The sequence below is a fragment of the Actinomadura decatromicini genome (assembly GCF_008121305.1).
GTDB lineage: Bacteria > Actinomycetota > Actinomycetes > Streptosporangiales > Streptosporangiaceae > Spirillospora > Spirillospora syzygii.
Map to the genome: position 1 here is coordinate 567876 of NZ_VSRQ01000006.1, position 16466 is coordinate 584341.

Annotated in this window: 17 protein-coding genes; 6 read left to right on the forward strand and 11 right to left on the reverse strand. The window is 72.1% G+C overall.

The window, feature by feature from the left end:
* Positions 1 to 30 precede the first annotated feature (30 nt).
* The 6 genes from FXF68_RS28840 to FXF68_RS42620 form a co-directional block, all read right to left on the reverse strand.
* A complete protein-coding gene (locus FXF68_RS28840; RefSeq protein WP_148764571.1) occupies positions 31 to 987 on the reverse strand; it encodes an AraC-like ligand-binding domain-containing protein in 957 nt (318 codons plus the stop codon).
* Between the two features lie 85 nt (positions 988 to 1072).
* On the reverse strand, positions 1073 to 1468 hold the full coding sequence (locus FXF68_RS28845; protein ID WP_148764573.1) for a nuclear transport factor 2 family protein: 396 nt from the start codon (positions 1466 to 1468) through the stop codon (positions 1073 to 1075).
* Between the two features lie 113 nt (positions 1469 to 1581).
* Positions 1582 to 2751 (reverse strand): geranylgeranyl reductase family protein, encoded by a 1170-nt coding sequence (locus FXF68_RS28850; RefSeq protein WP_148764575.1) that lies wholly within the window; start codon positions 2749 to 2751, stop codon positions 1582 to 1584.
* Positions 2752 to 2776: 25 nt separating this feature from the next.
* Positions 2777 to 3196, reverse strand: coding sequence for a CBS domain-containing protein (locus FXF68_RS28855; RefSeq protein WP_148764577.1), 420 nt, complete (start codon positions 3194 to 3196; stop codon positions 2777 to 2779).
* An 84-nt stretch (positions 3197 to 3280) separates the two neighbouring features.
* Positions 3281 to 4216, reverse strand: a complete 936-nt coding sequence (locus FXF68_RS28860; protein ID WP_425458622.1) for a proteasome assembly chaperone family protein — start codon at positions 4214 to 4216, stop codon at positions 3281 to 3283.
* 246 nt (positions 4217 to 4462) lie between these two features.
* Complete coding sequence (locus tag FXF68_RS42620; protein WP_187438150.1) at positions 4463 to 4639, reverse strand: hypothetical protein; 177 nt, start codon at positions 4637 to 4639, stop codon at positions 4463 to 4465.
* 238 nt (positions 4640 to 4877) lie between these two features.
* On the opposite strand from FXF68_RS42620, the gene FXF68_RS28865 reads away from it, so the two are divergent.
* Positions 4878 to 6074 (forward strand): saccharopine dehydrogenase family protein, encoded by a 1197-nt coding sequence (locus FXF68_RS28865; protein WP_148764579.1) that lies wholly within the window; start codon positions 4878 to 4880, stop codon positions 6072 to 6074.
* Between the two features lie 3 nt (positions 6075 to 6077).
* On the opposite strand, the gene FXF68_RS28870 is transcribed toward FXF68_RS28865, so the two are convergent.
* Positions 6078 to 7433: an FAD-binding oxidoreductase gene (locus FXF68_RS28870; protein ID WP_148764581.1), complete on the reverse strand. Its 1356-nt coding sequence runs from the start codon at positions 7431 to 7433 to the stop codon at positions 6078 to 6080.
* 60 nt (positions 7434 to 7493) lie between these two features.
* Positions 7494 to 8264 carry an IclR family transcriptional regulator gene (locus FXF68_RS28875; RefSeq protein WP_148764583.1) on the reverse strand — a complete coding sequence of 257 codons (771 nt, stop codon included), beginning with the start codon at positions 8262 to 8264 and terminating at the stop codon, positions 7494 to 7496.
* Between the two features lie 74 nt (positions 8265 to 8338).
* On the opposite strand from FXF68_RS28875, the gene FXF68_RS28880 reads away from it, so the two are divergent.
* From FXF68_RS28880 to FXF68_RS28900, 5 genes are all read left to right on the forward strand, one after another.
* The gene (locus FXF68_RS28880) at positions 8339 to 9274 is read left to right on the forward strand and encodes a zinc-binding dehydrogenase (protein WP_187438151.1); all 936 of its coding nucleotides are present in this window, start codon (positions 8339 to 8341) and stop codon (positions 9272 to 9274) included.
* Between the two features lie 22 nt (positions 9275 to 9296).
* On the forward strand, positions 9297 to 10145 hold the full coding sequence (locus tag FXF68_RS28885; protein WP_148764587.1) for an MBL fold metallo-hydrolase: 849 nt from the start codon (positions 9297 to 9299) through the stop codon (positions 10143 to 10145).
* A 61-nt stretch (positions 10146 to 10206) separates the two neighbouring features.
* Positions 10207 to 10965, forward strand: a complete 759-nt coding sequence (locus tag FXF68_RS28890; RefSeq protein WP_148764589.1) for an SDR family NAD(P)-dependent oxidoreductase — start codon at positions 10207 to 10209, stop codon at positions 10963 to 10965.
* Between the two features lie 12 nt (positions 10966 to 10977).
* A complete protein-coding gene (gene melA / locus FXF68_RS28895; protein ID WP_148764591.1) occupies positions 10978 to 12291 on the forward strand; it encodes an alpha-glucosidase/alpha-galactosidase in 1314 nt (437 codons plus the stop codon).
* A complete protein-coding gene (locus FXF68_RS28900; protein WP_148764593.1) occupies positions 12288 to 13313 on the forward strand; it encodes an amidohydrolase family protein in 1026 nt (341 codons plus the stop codon). Before melA ends, FXF68_RS28900 begins: the two co-directional genes overlap by 4 nt.
* 4 nt (positions 13314 to 13317) lie before the next feature.
* Here the strand turns inward: FXF68_RS28900 and FXF68_RS28905 are convergent, their stop codons facing one another.
* The 3 genes from FXF68_RS28905 to FXF68_RS28915 are packed head-to-tail and all read right to left on the reverse strand — an operon-like array spanning position 13318 to position 16390.
* Positions 13318 to 14175 (reverse strand): carbohydrate ABC transporter permease, encoded by an 858-nt coding sequence (locus FXF68_RS28905; RefSeq protein WP_148764595.1) that lies wholly within the window; start codon positions 14173 to 14175, stop codon positions 13318 to 13320.
* Entirely contained in the window at positions 14172 to 15113 is a 942-nt protein-coding gene (locus FXF68_RS28910; protein WP_148764597.1) for a carbohydrate ABC transporter permease, read from the reverse strand. The genes FXF68_RS28905 and FXF68_RS28910 overlap by 4 nt, the downstream gene beginning before the upstream one ends.
* Positions 15110 to 16390 carry an ABC transporter substrate-binding protein gene (locus FXF68_RS28915; protein ID WP_148764599.1) on the reverse strand — a complete coding sequence of 427 codons (1281 nt, stop codon included), beginning with the start codon at positions 16388 to 16390 and terminating at the stop codon, positions 15110 to 15112. Before FXF68_RS28915 ends, FXF68_RS28910 begins: the two co-directional genes overlap by 4 nt.
* Positions 16391 to 16466 lie beyond the last annotated feature (76 nt).

Genomic DNA, 16466 nt, shown 5'->3' on the forward strand with positions numbered 1-16466 from the left:
CGGTACGGAGCTTGCCCAAACCTGTATCGATCAGTCGCCGGAGACGGTCACCCGGTACTCGCGCGGGCTGGCGCCGTAGGCGGCCTTGAACAGGCGGCTGAAGTGCGCGGCGTCGACGAACCCCCAGCGGGCCGCGATGGCGCTGACCGGGCGGTTCAGCTGGAGGGGGTCGCGCAGGTCGCGGCGGCAGTGCTCCAGCCGCCGCTCCTTGATCCACGATGAGACGGTCGTGCCCTCCTCGCGGAACAGGTTGTACAGGTGCCGGGACGAGACGAAGTGCGCGGCGGCGATGTCGTCCGGCGAGAGGTCGGGGTCGTCCAGGTGCCGTTCGATGTAGGCGCGGACGCGCAGCAGCAGGGCGCGGCGGCGCGACTCGGGGGTCGGCGCGGACATGTCCATGTGCTCGGCGAGCAGCGTGACGAGCAGGTCGGCGATGTTGTCGCCGAGCCGGACGCCGCCGTGGTCGTCCAGCTCGTCGAGCTGCTCGGCGAGCTGGACGAGGAACGCCGACAGCAGCGCCCCGACGCCCTGCCGCCCGGAGATGCGGGTGGCGGTGACCCGGGCGATGGCGTCCTCGGGCAGGTGCAGCAGGCGGCGCGGCACCATCAGGACGAGCTGCCGGTACGAGTCGTCGAACGCGAGCGTGTACGGGCGCGTCGTGTCGTAGATGGTGAAGTCGCCGGGGACGAGCGCCGCCTCCCGCCCGTCCTGGGTGAGCAGGCAGTACCCGTTGAGCTGGACGCCGATCTTGTAGTGCCCCGGGTCGGAGCGCGCGATCAGCGCGCCGGTGCGCCGCACGACGCTCGGCGTCGACGCGACCTCCGTGACCTTGAGCGCCCCGAGCTCGCGGCCGCGGATGCGGCCCTCGAAGAGCTCCGGGCGGGTCGTCTCCGCCCGGAGCGGCACGAACGTGTCCGACACCGAGCTGCGCCAGAAGTCGAACCGCTCGGCGGCGGGCAGATCGGCTGTCCTGATGACCATGGACATGCGCGTTTCCCCAGGTGAAGCCCCGCTTGCTCCGTCGTTCACATGGTGCACCCTCGGACCGGGGTCGCGCCAGTGGCAACCGTGCTCACTGCATGGCCTCGCGGACGAGATGCGTGTCGGTGAACTGCTCGAAGGCCGTGACCTTACCGTCCTTCACCCGCCACGCGTGGACGAACCGCACGCGCATCGCCTTTCCGGTCGCCCGATACGTCCCGGAGTAGTGGCCGATCCCGACGACCGTGCCGTCCCCGCCGTCGACGAGCTCGTCGGGGTCGGCGCGGAAGTTCTTCCAGTCCTGGCCGAGCCGGCCGAAGACCCCGGCCTTGATCGCGTCGACGCCCACGTAGGTGCCCGCGTAGGGGAAGCCGTCCATCTCCGTCCAGGCGATGTCGTCGGCGAAGTCCGCGACCATGCCGTCCAGGTCGCCGCGGTCGGATGCCGCGTAGTGGGCCTTGACGACGTCGTACGCCTCGCTGCTCATATGCATCCCTCTCCCAGTGTCCGGCCAAGTCCAGCGGCTCGCCCGGCCCTGGATCTTGGCTGTATCCGAACACTCCTTGTCTGTGGAAGCACACCCTTGTCTGTGGCAGCACCCTAGGACGCGGGAGTGAGGCGCGTCAGGGCGTCGGCCAACCGGTCGGCGGCGGTGGGCCGGGCCGCTGCGGGCAGCCCGCCGACGACCTTGAGCGCGAACCGCATGAGCCACGGGTGGGACAGCCCCTGCCGGGTCGCGACGCGCATGACGCGCGGGTCGTCGATGGCGCGGGTGAAGGCGCGGCCCAGCGTGAACGGCCCGCCGTTGGCGCGTTTCAGCGCCGCCGGATACGTCCGCAGGACCCGTTCCGGGACGGGCGCGGACGACGCCTTGGCGACCACCTCGGCGGCGATCCGGGCGGCTTCGAGCGCGTAGGCGATGCCCTCGCCGTTGGACGGGTTGACCATCCCGCCCGAGTCGCCGACGAGCAGCAGCCCCGGCAGGTAGTGGGGCTGGCGGCTGAACCCCATGGGCAGGGCCGCGCCCCGCAGGGGGCCTGTGGCGCCGTCCTCGGTGAAGCCCCAGTCGCGCGGGAGCGTGGCCAGCCAGCGGGCGAGGAGGCCGTGGTAGTCGGGGTGCTCGCCGCGCAGCAGGGCCACGCCGACGTTGCAGGTGCCGTCTCCCATGCCGAAGACCCAGCCGTATCCGGCGGGTGCGAGGTCGAGCCATATTTCGAGGTGGTCGTCGTCGTGGCGGGGGCTGCGGTAGTAGCGGCGGCCCGCGATGCCGATCGGACGGTCCCGGCGCGCCCGCACCCCGAGCGCGACGGACAGCCGGGACGACGCGCCGTCCGCCGCGATCACGACCCGGGCGTGCTCGACGCCGCCCGCGGTCCGGACACCGGTCACCCGTCCGTCGGCGTGGACCGGGCCGATGACCTTGGTGTCCTCCCACAGGGTCGCGCCCGCGGCGGCGGCGTGCCGGGCGAGCAGTTCGTCGAGGCCCGCGCGGGTGCGGGTGAGGCCGGGGCCGTCCGGCCAGGCGATCTCCAGGCGGCGGCCCGCGCCGACGAGCCGGATGCCCTTGTTGGGGAACCAGCCGGGCCCGGTGAGGTCGACGCCGAGGGCGCGCAGTTCGTCGACGGCGCGCGGCGTGAGCCCGTCCCCGCAGACCTTCTCGCGCGGGAAGGACGACTTCTCCAGCACGAGCACGTCCAAGCCGGACCCCGCGAGGTGCCGGGCGACGGCGGATCCGGCGGGACCGGCGCCCACGACGATGACGTCCCGCATCACACCTCGCGACCGGCGGGCGGGGTCACCGGTTCGGCGGTTCGGCGCTGATGTCGGCGAGCGCCGAGCGCTCGTCGCGCTGCACGGCGAGGTCCCCGATCGACACCATCCCGATCGGCCGGTCGCCGTCCACGACCGGGACGCGGCGGACGGCGTGCCGCCGCATCAGCTGCACGGCGGCGTCCGCGTCGGCGTCCGGCGGGATCGTGACCATCTCGGTGCTGCAGATGTCCGCGACGGTCGTGGCGGACACGTCGCGGTCGACGGCGACGGCGCGGACCACGATGTCGCGGTCGGTGACCATGCCGCGCAGCCGTCCGTCGTGGACGACCAGGACGTCGCCGATCCCGTGCTGGCGCATGAGGTCCCCGGCCCGGGTCAGGGACGTGTCCGGCGGCACCGCGACGGGCACCGGGGTCATCACCTCGTTGACCTTCTGGGGCATGAGCGAGCCTCCCCTCTTGCTGGCTCGCCTACCCAGCGGCGGGCCGGATATGTCCGTGCGGCCGACGCGGTGGGGAGTGGGCGGCTAGCCCTGGGAGTCGGGTCCGTCCTGCTCGGCGAGGAAGCGCTCGAACTGGGCGCCGAGCTCGTCGGCGGTGGGCATGTCCTGCGACTCGGCGAGGAGGCTGTCGCGGGCGGCGGCCCCGGCGAAGGCGTCGTACTGCTGCTCCAGCGCCCGGACGACCTTCTCCACCTCGTCGTTGCCGTCGACCTGCTCGGCGATGTCGGCGTCGGTCGCGGTGGCCGCCTCGCGGAGCCGCTCGACCGGCAGGTCCAGCCCGGTCGCGTCGATGACGCCCTCCAGCGCCGCGACGGCGGCGGCCGGGTACGCGGACTGCGCGAGGTAGTGCGGGACGTGCACCGCGAGCCCCACCGCGTCGTGCCCCGCCTCGCCGAGCCGCAGTTCGAGCAGGCCGGCGGCGCTGCCCGGCACCTGCACCTTGTCGAACCAGGAGTTCCGGGTGACCAGTTCGGGCCGCGTCGCGTGCGCGGTGATGCCGACCGGACGGGTGTGCGGGACGCCCATCGGGATCCCGTGGAACCCGACGACCAGCCCCACGCCGAGCCGCTCCACCAGATGCAGGACGGACGACGTGAACCCTTCCCACAGCCGGTCGGGCTCGGGCCCGGAGAGCATGAGGAACGGGCTGCCCGCCTCGTCCCGGAGCAGCCGGACGACCAGCTCCGGCGCCTCGTAGGACGCCCAGTGGTCGCGGTCGAAGGTCATCGGCGGGCGGCGGGCCCGGTAGTCGATCAGCGAGTCGACGTCGAAGCGGGCGACGACACGGTGCTCCAGCGCCTCCAGGAGGTGCTCGCGCACGAGCTGCCCGGTGGACCCCGCGTCCACGAAGCCGTCGAGGCTGTGCAGCAGCACCGGACCCGTCAGCTCTGGCAGGTCGGTGTCGAGCTCGTACAGATCCTCAGGGTTAAGCAACGTCTCCCCCATCTCCGTGTCCAACATCCACAGTACTCATTCCGGGCCCGTCGCCGCCGGGCCCCGGGACCGTCCGGCCGGGCTCCCCGGACATGCCTCGAAGCCCAGTGGCCAAGGGTGTCGGATAACACGCGGCCGGCTTGAAAGCTTCCGCGCGGAGGGGTGATCAGGGGCGACGGCACGACCGGGTCGCCCCGTCTGTTCTGCATTACCTGGAGGAGAACTTGGATTGCCTCCAGGCCACAGTCGCCGGGGACGTACAGCGGAGAGCCTCTAGGGCAGGCTCCACAGGGAGACCGACAGAAGGCCCAGACTGACGGCGATGAGCAGCATCGCGGTGGAGCCTCCGCCCTCGCCGCCGGAGACGCCCCGTCCCCGCGTCAGGAGGAAGGCGGAGCACGCGAGGAAGCCCGCCGCGACGACGTCCATCGCCACTGCGAGCGCGGTCACGGCACCACCTTTTCCCTCATCTGAGCAAACCCTAGAGGAGTGCGGACGATCACACCGCCGCCCCACCGCAGCCGACCGACGGCCGCGCCCCGCCGCGTCGGCGTGCGCATCCCCGCCCGGACACGACAGAATCGGATTCGGAATCGCGAAAGGGAGGACGCATGACCGGAGCGAAGCGAGGATCATGGCGCCGACCCCACGGGGGCCTGGGGGACGCCCCCCAGAGAGGCAGGGACGCATGACCGACGACCGACCGTCCCGGGCTGGGCGCCCGTACGACGTCGTGCTGTTCGGCGCGACCGGGTTCACCGGCGCACTGACCGCCGAGTACCTCGCCGGGCGCGCGGGTCCCGGGACGCGCTGGGCCCTGGCCGGACGCGACGAGGCCAAGCTCGCGGCCGTCCGCGACCGGCTGGCCGAGCTGAACCCCGCCTGCGCCGACCTCCCCCTGCTGCACGCCGACATCGCCGAACTCGCGTCGATCGAGAAGCTCGCGGACGCGGCGCGGGTCGTCATCACGACGGTCGGCCCGTACTCGAAATACGGCGAGCCCCTGGTCGCGGCGTGCGCGCGCGCCGGGACCGACTACGTCGACCTCACCGGGGAGCCCACCTTCGTCGACCGCATGTACGTGAAGTACCACGAGGAGGCGGTGCGCAGCGGCGCGCGGATCGTCCACGCCTGCGGGTTCGACTCGATCCCGCACGACCTCGGCGCCTATTTCACGGTCAAGCACCTGCCGGAGGGCGTGCCGCTGCGCGTGGAAGGTTTCGTCCGGGGGCGCGTCTCGCCGTCCGGAGGCACCTGGCACTCGGCCATCGACGTCTTCGCCGACATGGCGGGGATGCGCCGCGCGGAGCAGGAGCGCGCGCGGATGGAGGAGAAGCCCAAGGGCCGGGCGGTGCGGATCTCCCGCCGTCCGATCCCGCGCACCCGCGTCGGCGGCGGCTGGACGCTTCCGATGCCGACCCTCGACCCGCAGATCGTCGTCCGCTCGGCCGCCGCGCTCGACCGGTACGGGCCCGACTTCAGCTACGGCCACTACGTCGCCGTGAAGCGCCTGGCGGGCGCCGCCGCGCTCGCCGCCGGAGCCCCCGTGCTGGTCGGGCTCGCGCTGCTTCCGCCCACACGGTCGCTGCTGCGGCGCCTGCGCGCCCCCGGCGACGGGCCGTCCGCGCGGGAGCGGGAGCGGAGCTGGTTCAGCGTGACGTTCGTCGGCGAGGGCGGCGGCGCGCGCGTCGTCACCGAGGTCGCGGGCGGCGATCCCGGCTACGGCGAGACGGCCAAGATGCTCGCCGAGTCGGCGCTGTGCCTCGCCCACGACGACCTCCCGGACACGTCCGGGCAGGTCACGACCGCCGCCGCCATGGGCGACGCGCTCATCGAGAGGCTGGTCAAGGCGGGCATCACCTTCCGCGTCCGCCAAGGCGGATGAAGATCAGATCGCTTTACCCGGGTTCATCAGCCCATCGGGGTCGAGGGCCTGCTTGATCCGCCGCTGGACGTCCCGGACGCCGGGCTCCAGCTCGCCGTCCAGCCACGGCCGCTTCAGCACGCCGACGCCGTGCTCGCCGGTCAGCGTGCCGCCGAGCTCGATCGCGGCGGTGAACACCTCGTCCGCGGCGGCCTGGACGTCGGGCGGCGGCTCGGTCAGCCCGCGCTCGAAGATGAACACCGGGTGGAGGTTGCCGTCGCCCGCGTGCGCGACCGTCAGGATCGTGACGCCGTGCCGCTCGGCCGCGCGCTCGACGCGGCCGACCATCTCGGGGAGCCGGGAGCGGGGCACGCACACGTCCTCGACCAGGCAGTTCCCGAGCCGCTCGGCGGACGGATGGGCGAGCCGCCGGATCTCCAGCAGCGCGGCGGCCTCCGCCTCGTCGGTGGACATCGCGGCGAAGTCGGCGCCCGCCTCCTCGCAGTGGCGGAGCAGCTCCTCGGCCGGGCACTCGGGCCCGTCCGTCTGCGTGATGATCATGGCGGCGGTGTCGGTGTCGAGGTCGATGCGGCGCCAGTCGTCGATCGCGCGCAGCATCGCCCGGTCGATCAGCTCCAGCAGGCTGGGCCGCAGGCCCGCGCCCATGATCGACGCGGCGGCGGCGCCCGCGGCGGAGACCGACCCGAACGTGGCGAGGACGGTCACCGGCGGGCCCGCCGGCGCGGGCCGCAGCCGGACGGTCGCCGACGTGATCACCCCGAGCGTCCCCTCCGAGCCGACGAACAGGCCGGTGAGGTCGTAGCCGGTGACGCGCTTGACCGTCCGCCCGCCGGTCCGGATCACCCGCCCGTCCGCGAGGACGACCTCAAGGCCGAGTGCCGAGTCGCGCGTCACGCCGTACTTCACGCAGCGCAGCCCGCCCGCGTTGGTGGCGAGGTTCCCGCCGATGGTGGAGATCTCGTGGCTGGACGGGTCGGGCGCGTACATCAGGCCGTGCTCGCGGGCCGCCCGGTCGAGGTCGGCGGTGATCACGCCGGGCTCGACGACGGCCAGCTGGTCCGCGGGGGCCAGCTCGCGGATCGCGGTCATCCGGGCGAGGGAGAGGACGAGGCAGCCGTCGGTCGCGGTGGCGCCGCCCGCGAGGCCCGTCCCGCCGCCGCGTGGCACGATGGGGACGCGGTGCTCGGCCGCCCAGCGCACGGCCGTGACCACGTCGGAGGTGTCGCGGGCGAGCACCACGGCGAGCGGCGCGCCCGGCACCGCGTAGGTCTGGTCGCGGCTGTGGGCGTCCATCGCGTCCGGGTCGGCGATGACCCGGCCGGAGGGGAGCCGGTCGGCGAGCGCGGCGACAGCGTCCATCCAGCGAACATCCTTTCCGTATTATGGAAGGCTATTTCGCATTATAGACTCTGTCCCAGGTCAGCCGGCGGGGCGGTCCAGCTCCTCGGCGAGGACGGCCTGCAGCCGCACCGCCACCTCGGTCAGCCGCCCCTTCGGGAAGCGGTCCTTCGGCGCGGTCACGCTGACCCCCGCGGACGGGACGCCCCGCCCGAGGAACACCGGGACGGCCGCGCACCGCACGCCCTCCTCGTTCTCCTCCAGGTCGAGGGCGTAGCCGCGCTCGCGGATCGCGGCCATCTCCTCGGCCAGCCGGGCCGGGGACGTGATCGTGTTGCGGGTGACCGCGCGCAGGTCCTGGGTGGAGGCCCACAGCTTGATCGCCTCGTCGGTGGGGTAGGTCCAGGCGAGCAGCGCCTTGCCGACGCCGGTGCAGTGCGCGGGGTTTCGCCCGCCGATGACCGAGGTCATCGTGATGGGGTGGATGGCCTCGACCTTGTCGACGTAGACGATCTCGGCGCCGTCCAGGACGGCCATGTGCGTGGTCTCGTTCAGCTCCTCGCGCAGCCGCAGCAGCACCGGGTGGACGAGCGAGCGCAGGTCGATCCGGTCGTAGAAGCGGAAGGCCGCGGCGAGCAGCTCCGTGCCGAGGAAGTACGGGCCGTTCGGCTCCGGCTGCGCGGCGAAGCCGCGGTGCCGGAGCGCGCCGAGGAGCCGGTGCAGGGAGCTGCGCGGGATGCCGGAGCGGACGGCGAGGTCCTCCAGGGTCACGCCGCGCCCGCTCTCGGAGAGCAACTGAATGATGCGCAGCGCCCGGTCGACGCTGGCGACCGGCGACTCTTTGGTGCTCATACGCCCCTCTTCCGGATTTCCGTGATACGGAATGATAGCCCACAATACGGATGCCCTGCTACATTCGCCGCGTGATGAAGGCACTCGTATTCACCGCACCGAGTGTGGTGGAACTCCAGGACATCGACGAGCCGTCCGTGCGATCCGGGGAGACCCTCGTCGCGGTGGCCGCCGCCGGGATCTGCGGGAGCGAGCTGCACGGCGTCCGGACACCCGGGTTCCGCACGCCGCCGCTCGTCATGGGACACGAGTTCGCCGGCACCCTGCCGGACGGCCGCCGCGTCGTGGTGAACCCGATCCTCTCCTGCGGGGTCTGCGACCTCTGCGGGCGGGGGCAGCGCCAGCTCTGCCGCGAGCGGGCGCTGATCGGCGTGCACCGGCCCGGCGGGTTCGCCGAGCGGGTCGCCGTGCCGGCGTCGGCCGTCCACCAGCTGCCGGACGGCATGACGTGGACGGCCGCCGGGCTGATCGAGCCGATCGCCTACGCCCTGCACAGCTGGAACGTCGCCGACGGCCCGGACGGCGCGCGGGTCGGCGTGATCGGCTGCGGCACGATCGGGCTGCTGTGCGTGCAGCTCGCGCGGCTGCGCGGCGCCGCGTCGGTCGTCGCGGCGGATGTGTCGCCGCGGCGCGCGGCGATCGCGGCGCGGCTCGGCGCGGACGCCGCCGGCCCCGCGCTGACCGGCGAGTTCGACGTCGTCTTCGACGCGGTGGGGCTCCCGGCGACGCGGGCCGACGCGCTCGCCCGGCTGCGTCCCGGCGGGATCGCGGTCGCGCTCGGGCTGGCGAGCGCCGACCCCGGCTTCGACGCGGCCGACCTGGTCCGAGCGGAGAAGCGGCTGCTCGGCTCGTTCGGCTACACCGCCGCCGAGTTCGCCGCCGCCACGGACATCGCCGCCGAATGCGACCTGAGCTGGGTGGACACCTTCCCCCTCGCGGACGGGGCGCGGGTCTTCACCGAGCTGATGAACGGCGGCATGGAGCCCGTGAAGGCGCTCCTCACCCCCTAGAGAGGCGAGAAAGGAGAGGGTCATGAACGTCAGCGCGGGGTTCCGGGAGCTGGCCGTGCCGTCCGGCATGGTCGGCGTCTGCGCCCTGGGCCAGGCCGGGTTCCTGCTCAAGGGCGCGGACGGGACGGTCGTCGCCGTCGACCCCTACCTGTCCGACCGGCTGGCCGAGGACTCGGAGTTCGGCCCGCCGGGACGGTGGGCGCGCAGGTTCCCGCCGCCGTTCCCGCCGGGCGAGCTGGACGCCGACGTCGTCCTCGTCACGCACGAGCACGCCGACCACTTCGACCCGCACACGCTCGGGCCCGCGCTCGCGCGCACGCGGTTCACGGTGGTCGCGCCGCCCGCCCTGCGCGACGACGTCGCCGCGCTCGGCGCGCCCTTCGAGCCCGCGCACGCGGGGCGGCCCCTTGAGCTGGGCGGTGTCCGCGTGCATCCGATCCCGGCCGCGCACTCCCCCGAGTACACCGGCCCGGAATGCTACGACGTGATGGTCCAGGACGGCGCGCACCGCTTCCTCGGCTACGTCGTCGAGCTGCAGGAAGGCGTGTCCGTGTACCACGCGGGCGACACCGTCCTGCATCCGGAGATCGACCGGGCGCTGGACGGCCTGCGCCCGCGCGTCGCGCTGCTGCCGGTGAACGGCCGCGACCGGATCCGCGAGGAGCTCGGCATCGTCGGGAACCTGACCGTCCGGGAGGCGGCGCACCTGGCGGCGGCGGCCGACGCGCGCTGGCTGGTCCCGAGCCATCACGACCTGTTCGCCGTCAACGCCGAGTCCGTCACCACGTTCGTCGACACGCTCGACCGCCGGTTCCCCGACCAGGAGTATTTCGTGCCGAAGGTCGGCCGGCCGGTCGTGCTCGGAGTCTGAGAGGTCCGTCCATGCACACGTCCACGTCCACCCCGACCGGCGGCCGCGGGAGGTGGCGGCCATGCGCGGGCTGATCGGCAAGAACGTCCTGATCACGGGCGGCACCAGCGGGATCGGGGAGGCCGCCGCGCAGCGGTTCCTCCAGGAGGGCGCCCGGGTCTTCGTCTGCGGGCTCGACCGTGTCGGGGAGGTCGTCGCCGAGTTCGGGGCCCTCGGCGAGATCTCCGGCACGGTCTGCGACGTCTCCCGCGAGGACGACGTCGCGCGCCTGGTCGCCGAGGCCGACGCGGCGCTCGGCGGGATCGACGTCCTGCTCAACAACGCCGGGACGTCCTGGCGCGAGCCGTTCCTGAAGATCACCCCGGCGCACTGGGACACGATCATCGCGGTGAACCTGCGCGGCATGTTCCTCGTCGGGCAGGCGGTCAGCAGGCACATGGTCGAGCGCGGCACGCGCGGCTCGATCGTCAACATGGCCTCCACGAACGCGCTCGGCGGCGAGGAGGACTACGCGCACTACAACGCGTCCAAGGGCGGGGTCCTCCAGCTCACGCGGACGATGGCGGTCGAGCTCGGCCGGTACGGCATCCGCGTCAACGCGGTCTGCCCCGGCTACATCCGCACCCCGCTGAACGCGTCGATCGAGGCGAGCCTCGACCCCGGGTTCGTGGCCGCCTACCAGCGCGACCACATCCCGCTCGGCCGCGCCGGGCAGGCCGCGGAGGTCGCGTCCGTTTACGCGTTCCTCGCCTCGGACGAGGCGTCCTTCGTCCACGGAGCCGAGCTGGTCGTCGACGGCGGCCAGCTCGCGATCATGTAAAGGGAAAGAGCAGTGGCACGCATCGTCTTCATCGGCGCCGGGAGCGTCGAGTTCACCAAGAACGTCCTGTCCGACCTCCTGACGCTGCCGGGGCTCGGCGGCTCGACGCTCGTCCTGCACGACATCGACGCCGACCGGCTCGCGACGGCCGAGGCGATGGCGCACCGCATGGTCGCCCGGCGGGGGCTGCCCGCCAAGGTCGAGGCGCACGCCGACCGGCGCGCCGCCGTCGCGGGCGCGGACTACGTGATCAACGAGATCGCGGTCGGCGGATTCGCCGCGACCCGGATCGACTTCGAGGTCCCGGCCCGGCACGGGCTGCGCCAGACGATCGCCGACACGCTCGGCATCGGCGGGATCTTCCGCGCGCTGCGCACGATCCCGGTCATGACGGCGCTCGGCGACGACCTCGCCGAACTGGCCCCGGACGCCCTGCTCCTCAACTACACCAACCCGATGACGATGATCCCGAGGGCGGTGTGGGAGGGGACGTCCTTCCGCAACGTCGTCGGCATCTGCCATTCGGTGCGCGACACCCAGGCGCGGCTCGCGGAGCTGGTCGGCGTCCCCGTGGACGAGACCGCGTTCGTCACCGCCGGGGTCAACCACCAGGCTTTCGTGCTGAGATTCGAGCACGAGGGACGGAACATGTATCCGCGCCTGGCCGAGGTGGTCGCGGCGGATCCGAAGCTGCGGAACACGGTCCGGGCCGAGGTCTTCACGCGGTTCGGCCACTTCCCGACCGAGTCGAGCGTCCACGGCTCGGAGTACCTGCCGTGGTTCCTGCGGCACGACGACCAGGTGGAGAAGTTCGGTATCCACGTCGGCGCCTACCTGGAGTGGTCGGAGGAGAACCTCGCGTCCTACGAGGAGACGCGCCGCAAGCTCGCGGCCGGCGAGGACGTGGAGATCGAGCCGATGTCGGAGCTCGCCTCTGAGATCATCCACTCGATCGAGACGGGCGAGCGGAGGATCGTGCACGGCAACGTCCGCAACGACGGGCTGATCACCAACCTGCCCTCGGACGCCTGCGTGGAGGTGCCCTGCGTGGTCGACCGGGCGGGCGTCCGGCCGACCCGGATCGGGGCGATGCCGCCCCAGCTCGCCGCCCTGAACCGGACGTTCCTGAACGTGGGCGAGCTGACCGTCCGGGCCGCCCTGGAGGGCAGCCGCGAGCACGTGTACCACGCGGCGATGCTCGACCCGAACACCGCCGCCACCCTGACCCTCGACCAGATCCACGACCTGGTCGACGACATGATCGACGCGCACGGCGACGCGCTCCCCGCCGGCCTCCGCCGCGCGCGCCGAGGAGACTCCCGATGAAGCTGAGCGAGTACCGGCCGCGGCCGCGGCTGCGCGTGCCGGAGACGTCCGTGCCGCGCGCCGCCGTCCCGGCGATCGACGCGCACAACCATCTCGGCCGCTGGCTGACCGGCAACTGGGCCGTCCAGGACGTGGGGGCGTTACTCGCCCTCATGGACTCGTGCAACGTCCGGACGATCGTGAACCTGGACGGCCGCTGGGGCGACGAGCTGGAGGCCAACCTCGACCGCTACGACCGCGCCCATCCCGGCCGTTTCTACACGTACTGCCACGTCGACTGGGATGACATCGGCCGCGAGGGCGCCCTCGCCGAGAGCCTGCGGCGCTCCGTCGCCGCGGGCGCCCGCGGCCTGAAGGTGTGGAAGGACCTCGGCCTGCACATCCGGGACTCCGCCGGGCAGCTCGTCCTGCCCGACGACCCGCGCCTCGCCGAACTCTGGGAGACGGCCGCGGAGCTGCGGATCCCGGTCGCGATCCACACCGCCGACCCGATCGCGTTCTTCGACCCCGTCGACGAGCGCAACGAGCGGTACGAGCAGCTCCTCGCCCACCCGGACTGGTCGTTCGCCGACCCGGGCCGGTTCCCGCGCTTCGACCGGCTCATGGACGCGCTGGAGGACCTCATCGCCGCGCACCCGCGGACGGTGTTCGTCGCCGTCCACGCGGGCTGCCAGGCCGAGGACCTCGGCCGCGTCGCCCGGATGCTGGCCGCCTACCCGAACCTGCACATCGACATCGCCGCGCGGATCGCCGAGCTCGGCCGGCAGCCGCGCGCGACGCTCGACCTGATCACCCGCTTCCCCGGCCGCGTCCTGTTCGGCACGGACGAGTTCCCGCCGAACCGCGAGACCTACACGACGCACTTCCGCTTCCTGGAGACGAAGGACGAGTACTTCCCGCACTCCGCGGAGGACCCGCCGCTGATGGGCCGGTGGCACATCAGCGGCCTCGGGCTCTCCGCGAACGTCCTGTCCTGCGTCTACGCGGACAACGCCGCGCGCCTGCTCGGCCTGTGCCCCTGACCCGTCATCCCTTCACCGCTCCCGCCAGGGCCTGCACGAACCGCCGCTGCCCGATCAGGAACACCACGAGGACCGGGACGGTCGTCAGCACCGTCCCGGCCATGATCTGCGGCCAGTCCGCGCGGTGCTGCCCCTGGAACGTGGCGAGCCCCGCCTGCACCGTGTAGTTCTCCTGGGACGAGATCGCCACCATCGGCCAGAACAGATCGTTCCAGGCGTAGATGAACGTGATGACGGCGAGCGCCGCGAGCGCGGGCCGCGCGACCGGCAGGACGACGCGGAAGAACACCCCGAACCGGGAGCAGCCGTCGATCCGCGCCGCCTCCTCCAGCTCGCGCGGGAAGTTCTGGAAGAACGACGTCATCAGGTAGACGCCGAGCGCGGACGCGAGCTGCGGCGCGATCAGCGCGCCCAGCGTGTTGATCAGATGCAGCTTGTTGAAGATCAGGAACGTCGGGATCACGGTGAGCTGGAACGGGATCAGCGTCGTCGCGATCACCAGCACCAGCGCGACCTTCCGCCCGGTGAACCGCAGCCGCGCGAACGCGTAGCCCGCCATGCTGCACAGCACCATCTGCGACAGGACGATCACCCCGGCGACGATCACGCTGTTGAGGAACCAGCGCGGGAACTGCGAGTCCGTCAGCAGCCCCCGGTACCCGGCGAGGTCGATCCCCGGCGGGACGAGCGGCGGCGGGAACCGGTTCAGCTCCGCCCGCGTCATGACCGACGCGCCGAGCATGTACACGAACGGCACCACCATCAGCAGCGACAGCGGCAGCAGCACGAGGTGCCGCGCGCTGGGCAGCCGCCCGGTCGGACGAAGGCGCGGCCGGAGCCGGGAGAACGGCGCGGTCGTCATAGCAGGAACCCCTTCTTGCGGCCGAACACCATGCCGATGACGATCGCGAGCAGGCTCCCCGCGAACAGGGCGTAGGCGACGGCGGCGCCGTACCCGGCGGTGAAGAACTCGAAGGCGAGCTGCCAGACGTAGTAGACGATCGTGATCGTCGAGTTGACGGGCCCGCCCTTGGTGGAGGTGAACAGCAGGTCGAAGAACTGGAGGCAGTCGATCAGCCCCCAGACGGCGAGGAACAGCGAGATCGGCCGCACGGACGGGACGATGATGTGCCGGAACGTCCGCCATGCCCCCGCTCCGTCGATGGCGGCCGCCTCCAGCACCTCCTTCGGGATGTCCTGCAGCGCGGCGAGGTAGATCACCACGTTGAAGCCGAACTGCGTCCAGATGAAGATCCCGCTGATCACGATGAGGGCCTGGGACGGGTCGTCCAGGAATCCCTGCGCGGGCAGGCCCGCGCGGGTGATCAGCCCGTTGACGACGCCGAAGTCCTTGTCGAACACGAACGCCATCAGCAGCCCCTCGGCGGCGGCCGAGGCGACGAACGGGACGAGGAAGCACGCCCGGTAGAACCCGATCCCCCGGATCGGCTTGTTCAGCAGCAGCGCGACCCCGAGCCCGAGCAGCAGCGACACCGGGATGTAGATGCCGGTCAGCTCCAGCGTGTTGCGGATCGCCTTCCAGAACACGGGGTCGTCGGCGAGCGTCCGGTAGTTGGCGAAGCCGACGCCCTGCCCCTCGCTGACGAGGTCGGAGTCGGTGAGCGACAGCCGGAACGCCCAGCCCATCGGCAGCAGCGAGAAGCCGAGCACGAGCAGCGTGGACGGCGCGGCGAACGACCATCCGGCGGCCTGGTCGCCGAGCCTGCGCCTGCCCCTGCGCTCCGGACGGGGCGGGGCCGCCCGCCGGTCGTCCTTCTTCGTCGTGACCGCCGTGCTCATTGGCCGGGCACCGCGAGCAGCGCGTCGGACTTGCGGGCGGCGTCGTCGAGCGCGCTCTTCGGGTCCGACCGGCCGAGCAGCACCGCGGCGATCGCGGTCGCGACGAACGACGACACCCGCGGGTACTTGGAGTTCACCGGCCTGATCTGCTTGGCGTTCGCGAGGTTCTGGGTGACGACGTCGATGCCCGGGTACTTCTTCACGAACTCCTGGTAGCCGGGGAGCTTGGTGATCGACTGGCGGGTCGGCAACTGGCCGGTGTCCTTCATCCAGACGAGCTGCTGCTCCGGCTTCGTCAGCCAGGTGAGGAACTCGGCCGCCGCCTTGACGCGCCGCTTCCCGTGGTCGAAGACGGCCCAGTTGTCGGGCCCGGAGACGGTCTGGTGGTCGCCGTTCGTCCCGGGCAGCGGCGCGATCCCGTAGTCGATCTTCGCGGTCTGGACGTCCGGCAGCACCCACGGGCCGGACAGGAACAGCCCGAGCCGTCCCGACTCGAACAGCTTCTGGCCCTTCTCGGCCGGGCTGGAGTCGATGTAGACGGACTTGTCCTGCGTCGCCATCTGCTGGAGGAACGTGAGCGCCTCCACCCCCGGCTGCGCGTTGAACGCGGCCTTCTTGCCGTCCTTCGACAGGATCGCTCCACCGCGCTGCCAGACGAGCGGCCACAGCGTCCAGGTCGTCTCCTCGCCGCCGCTGACCGCCCACGTGGTGCCGTAGTTCTTGTTCTTGGCGTCGGTGAGCTTCTTCGCCATGGCGCGGAAGTCGTCCCACGTCCACGTCGGCGCGGGTGGCTTGAGCCCGGCGTCGTGGAGCATCTTCTTGTTGTAGAGGACGGTCAGGTCGTCGACGACGGCCGGGAACCCGATCACCTTGCCGTTGACGGTCGCGGTCTGCCGGGTGTTGGGCCAGAAGTCGTCCCAGTTCGCGTCCGGGCCGAGGTACTTCTTCAGATCGGGGACCTTCGGGCTGCGCGCGAGCGCGGCGCCCCACGACCCGTACATGTAGGCGATGTCGGGGTAGGTGCCCGCCGCGAACCCGGCCGTGACCTTGGGCAGCATCGCGTCGGCGGTGGTGCCGCCGGAGTCGGTCTTCACCTTGATCCCGGGATGGGAGGCGTTGAACGACTGGACGAGCTTCTCGATCGACCGCGCCGCGGTGTCGTCCTGGCCGTGCCAGACCATCAGCTCGACCGGGCCGGAGGAGTCCCCGTCCCCGGACGATGAGCATGCGGCGACGCCGACCAGCGCCGCGACGAGGACCGGGATGAGCTTGTGCACCGGAGCACCTCCATAGATTTCCGTGATACGGAAAGCTATTCCAGATTGCGGCAAAAGCTAGCAGGGGACTTTAAGG

Excerpts from the sequence above, each read along its gene's own strand:
- FXF68_RS28840 (WP_148764571.1), bottom strand. The coding sequence starts at position 987 with ATGTCCATGGTCATCAGGACAGCCGATCTGCCCGCCGCCGAGCGGTTC.
- FXF68_RS28845 (WP_148764573.1), bottom strand. The coding sequence starts at position 1,468 with ATGAGCAGCGAGGCGTACGACGTCGTCAAGGCCCACTACGCGGCATCC.
- FXF68_RS28850 (WP_148764575.1), bottom strand. The coding sequence starts at position 2,751 with ATGCGGGACGTCATCGTCGTGGGCGCCGGTCCCGCCGGATCCGCCGTC.
- FXF68_RS28855 (WP_148764577.1), bottom strand. The coding sequence starts at position 3,196 with ATGCCCCAGAAGGTCAACGAGGTGATGACCCCGGTGCCCGTCGCGGTG.
- FXF68_RS28860 (WP_425458622.1), bottom strand. The coding sequence starts at position 4,216 with ATGTTGGACACGGAGATGGGGGAGACGTTGCTTAACCCTGAGGATCTG.
- FXF68_RS28865 (WP_148764579.1), top strand. The coding sequence starts at position 4,878 with ATGACCGACGACCGACCGTCCCGGGCTGGGCGCCCGTACGACGTCGTG.
- FXF68_RS28870 (WP_148764581.1), bottom strand. The coding sequence starts at position 7,433 with ATGGACGCTGTCGCCGCGCTCGCCGACCGGCTCCCCTCCGGCCGGGTC.
- FXF68_RS28875 (WP_148764583.1), bottom strand. The coding sequence starts at position 8,264 with ATGAGCACCAAAGAGTCGCCGGTCGCCAGCGTCGACCGGGCGCTGCGC.
- FXF68_RS28880 (WP_187438151.1), top strand. The coding sequence starts at position 8,339 with ATGAAGGCACTCGTATTCACCGCACCGAGTGTGGTGGAACTCCAGGAC.
- FXF68_RS28885 (WP_148764587.1), top strand. The coding sequence starts at position 9,297 with ATGAACGTCAGCGCGGGGTTCCGGGAGCTGGCCGTGCCGTCCGGCATG.
- FXF68_RS28890 (WP_148764589.1), top strand. The coding sequence starts at position 10,207 with ATGCGCGGGCTGATCGGCAAGAACGTCCTGATCACGGGCGGCACCAGC.
- FXF68_RS28900 (WP_148764593.1), top strand. The coding sequence starts at position 12,288 with ATGAAGCTGAGCGAGTACCGGCCGCGGCCGCGGCTGCGCGTGCCGGAG.
- FXF68_RS28905 (WP_148764595.1), bottom strand. The coding sequence starts at position 14,175 with ATGACGACCGCGCCGTTCTCCCGGCTCCGGCCGCGCCTTCGTCCGACC.
- FXF68_RS28910 (WP_148764597.1), bottom strand. The coding sequence starts at position 15,113 with ATGAGCACGGCGGTCACGACGAAGAAGGACGACCGGCGGGCGGCCCCG.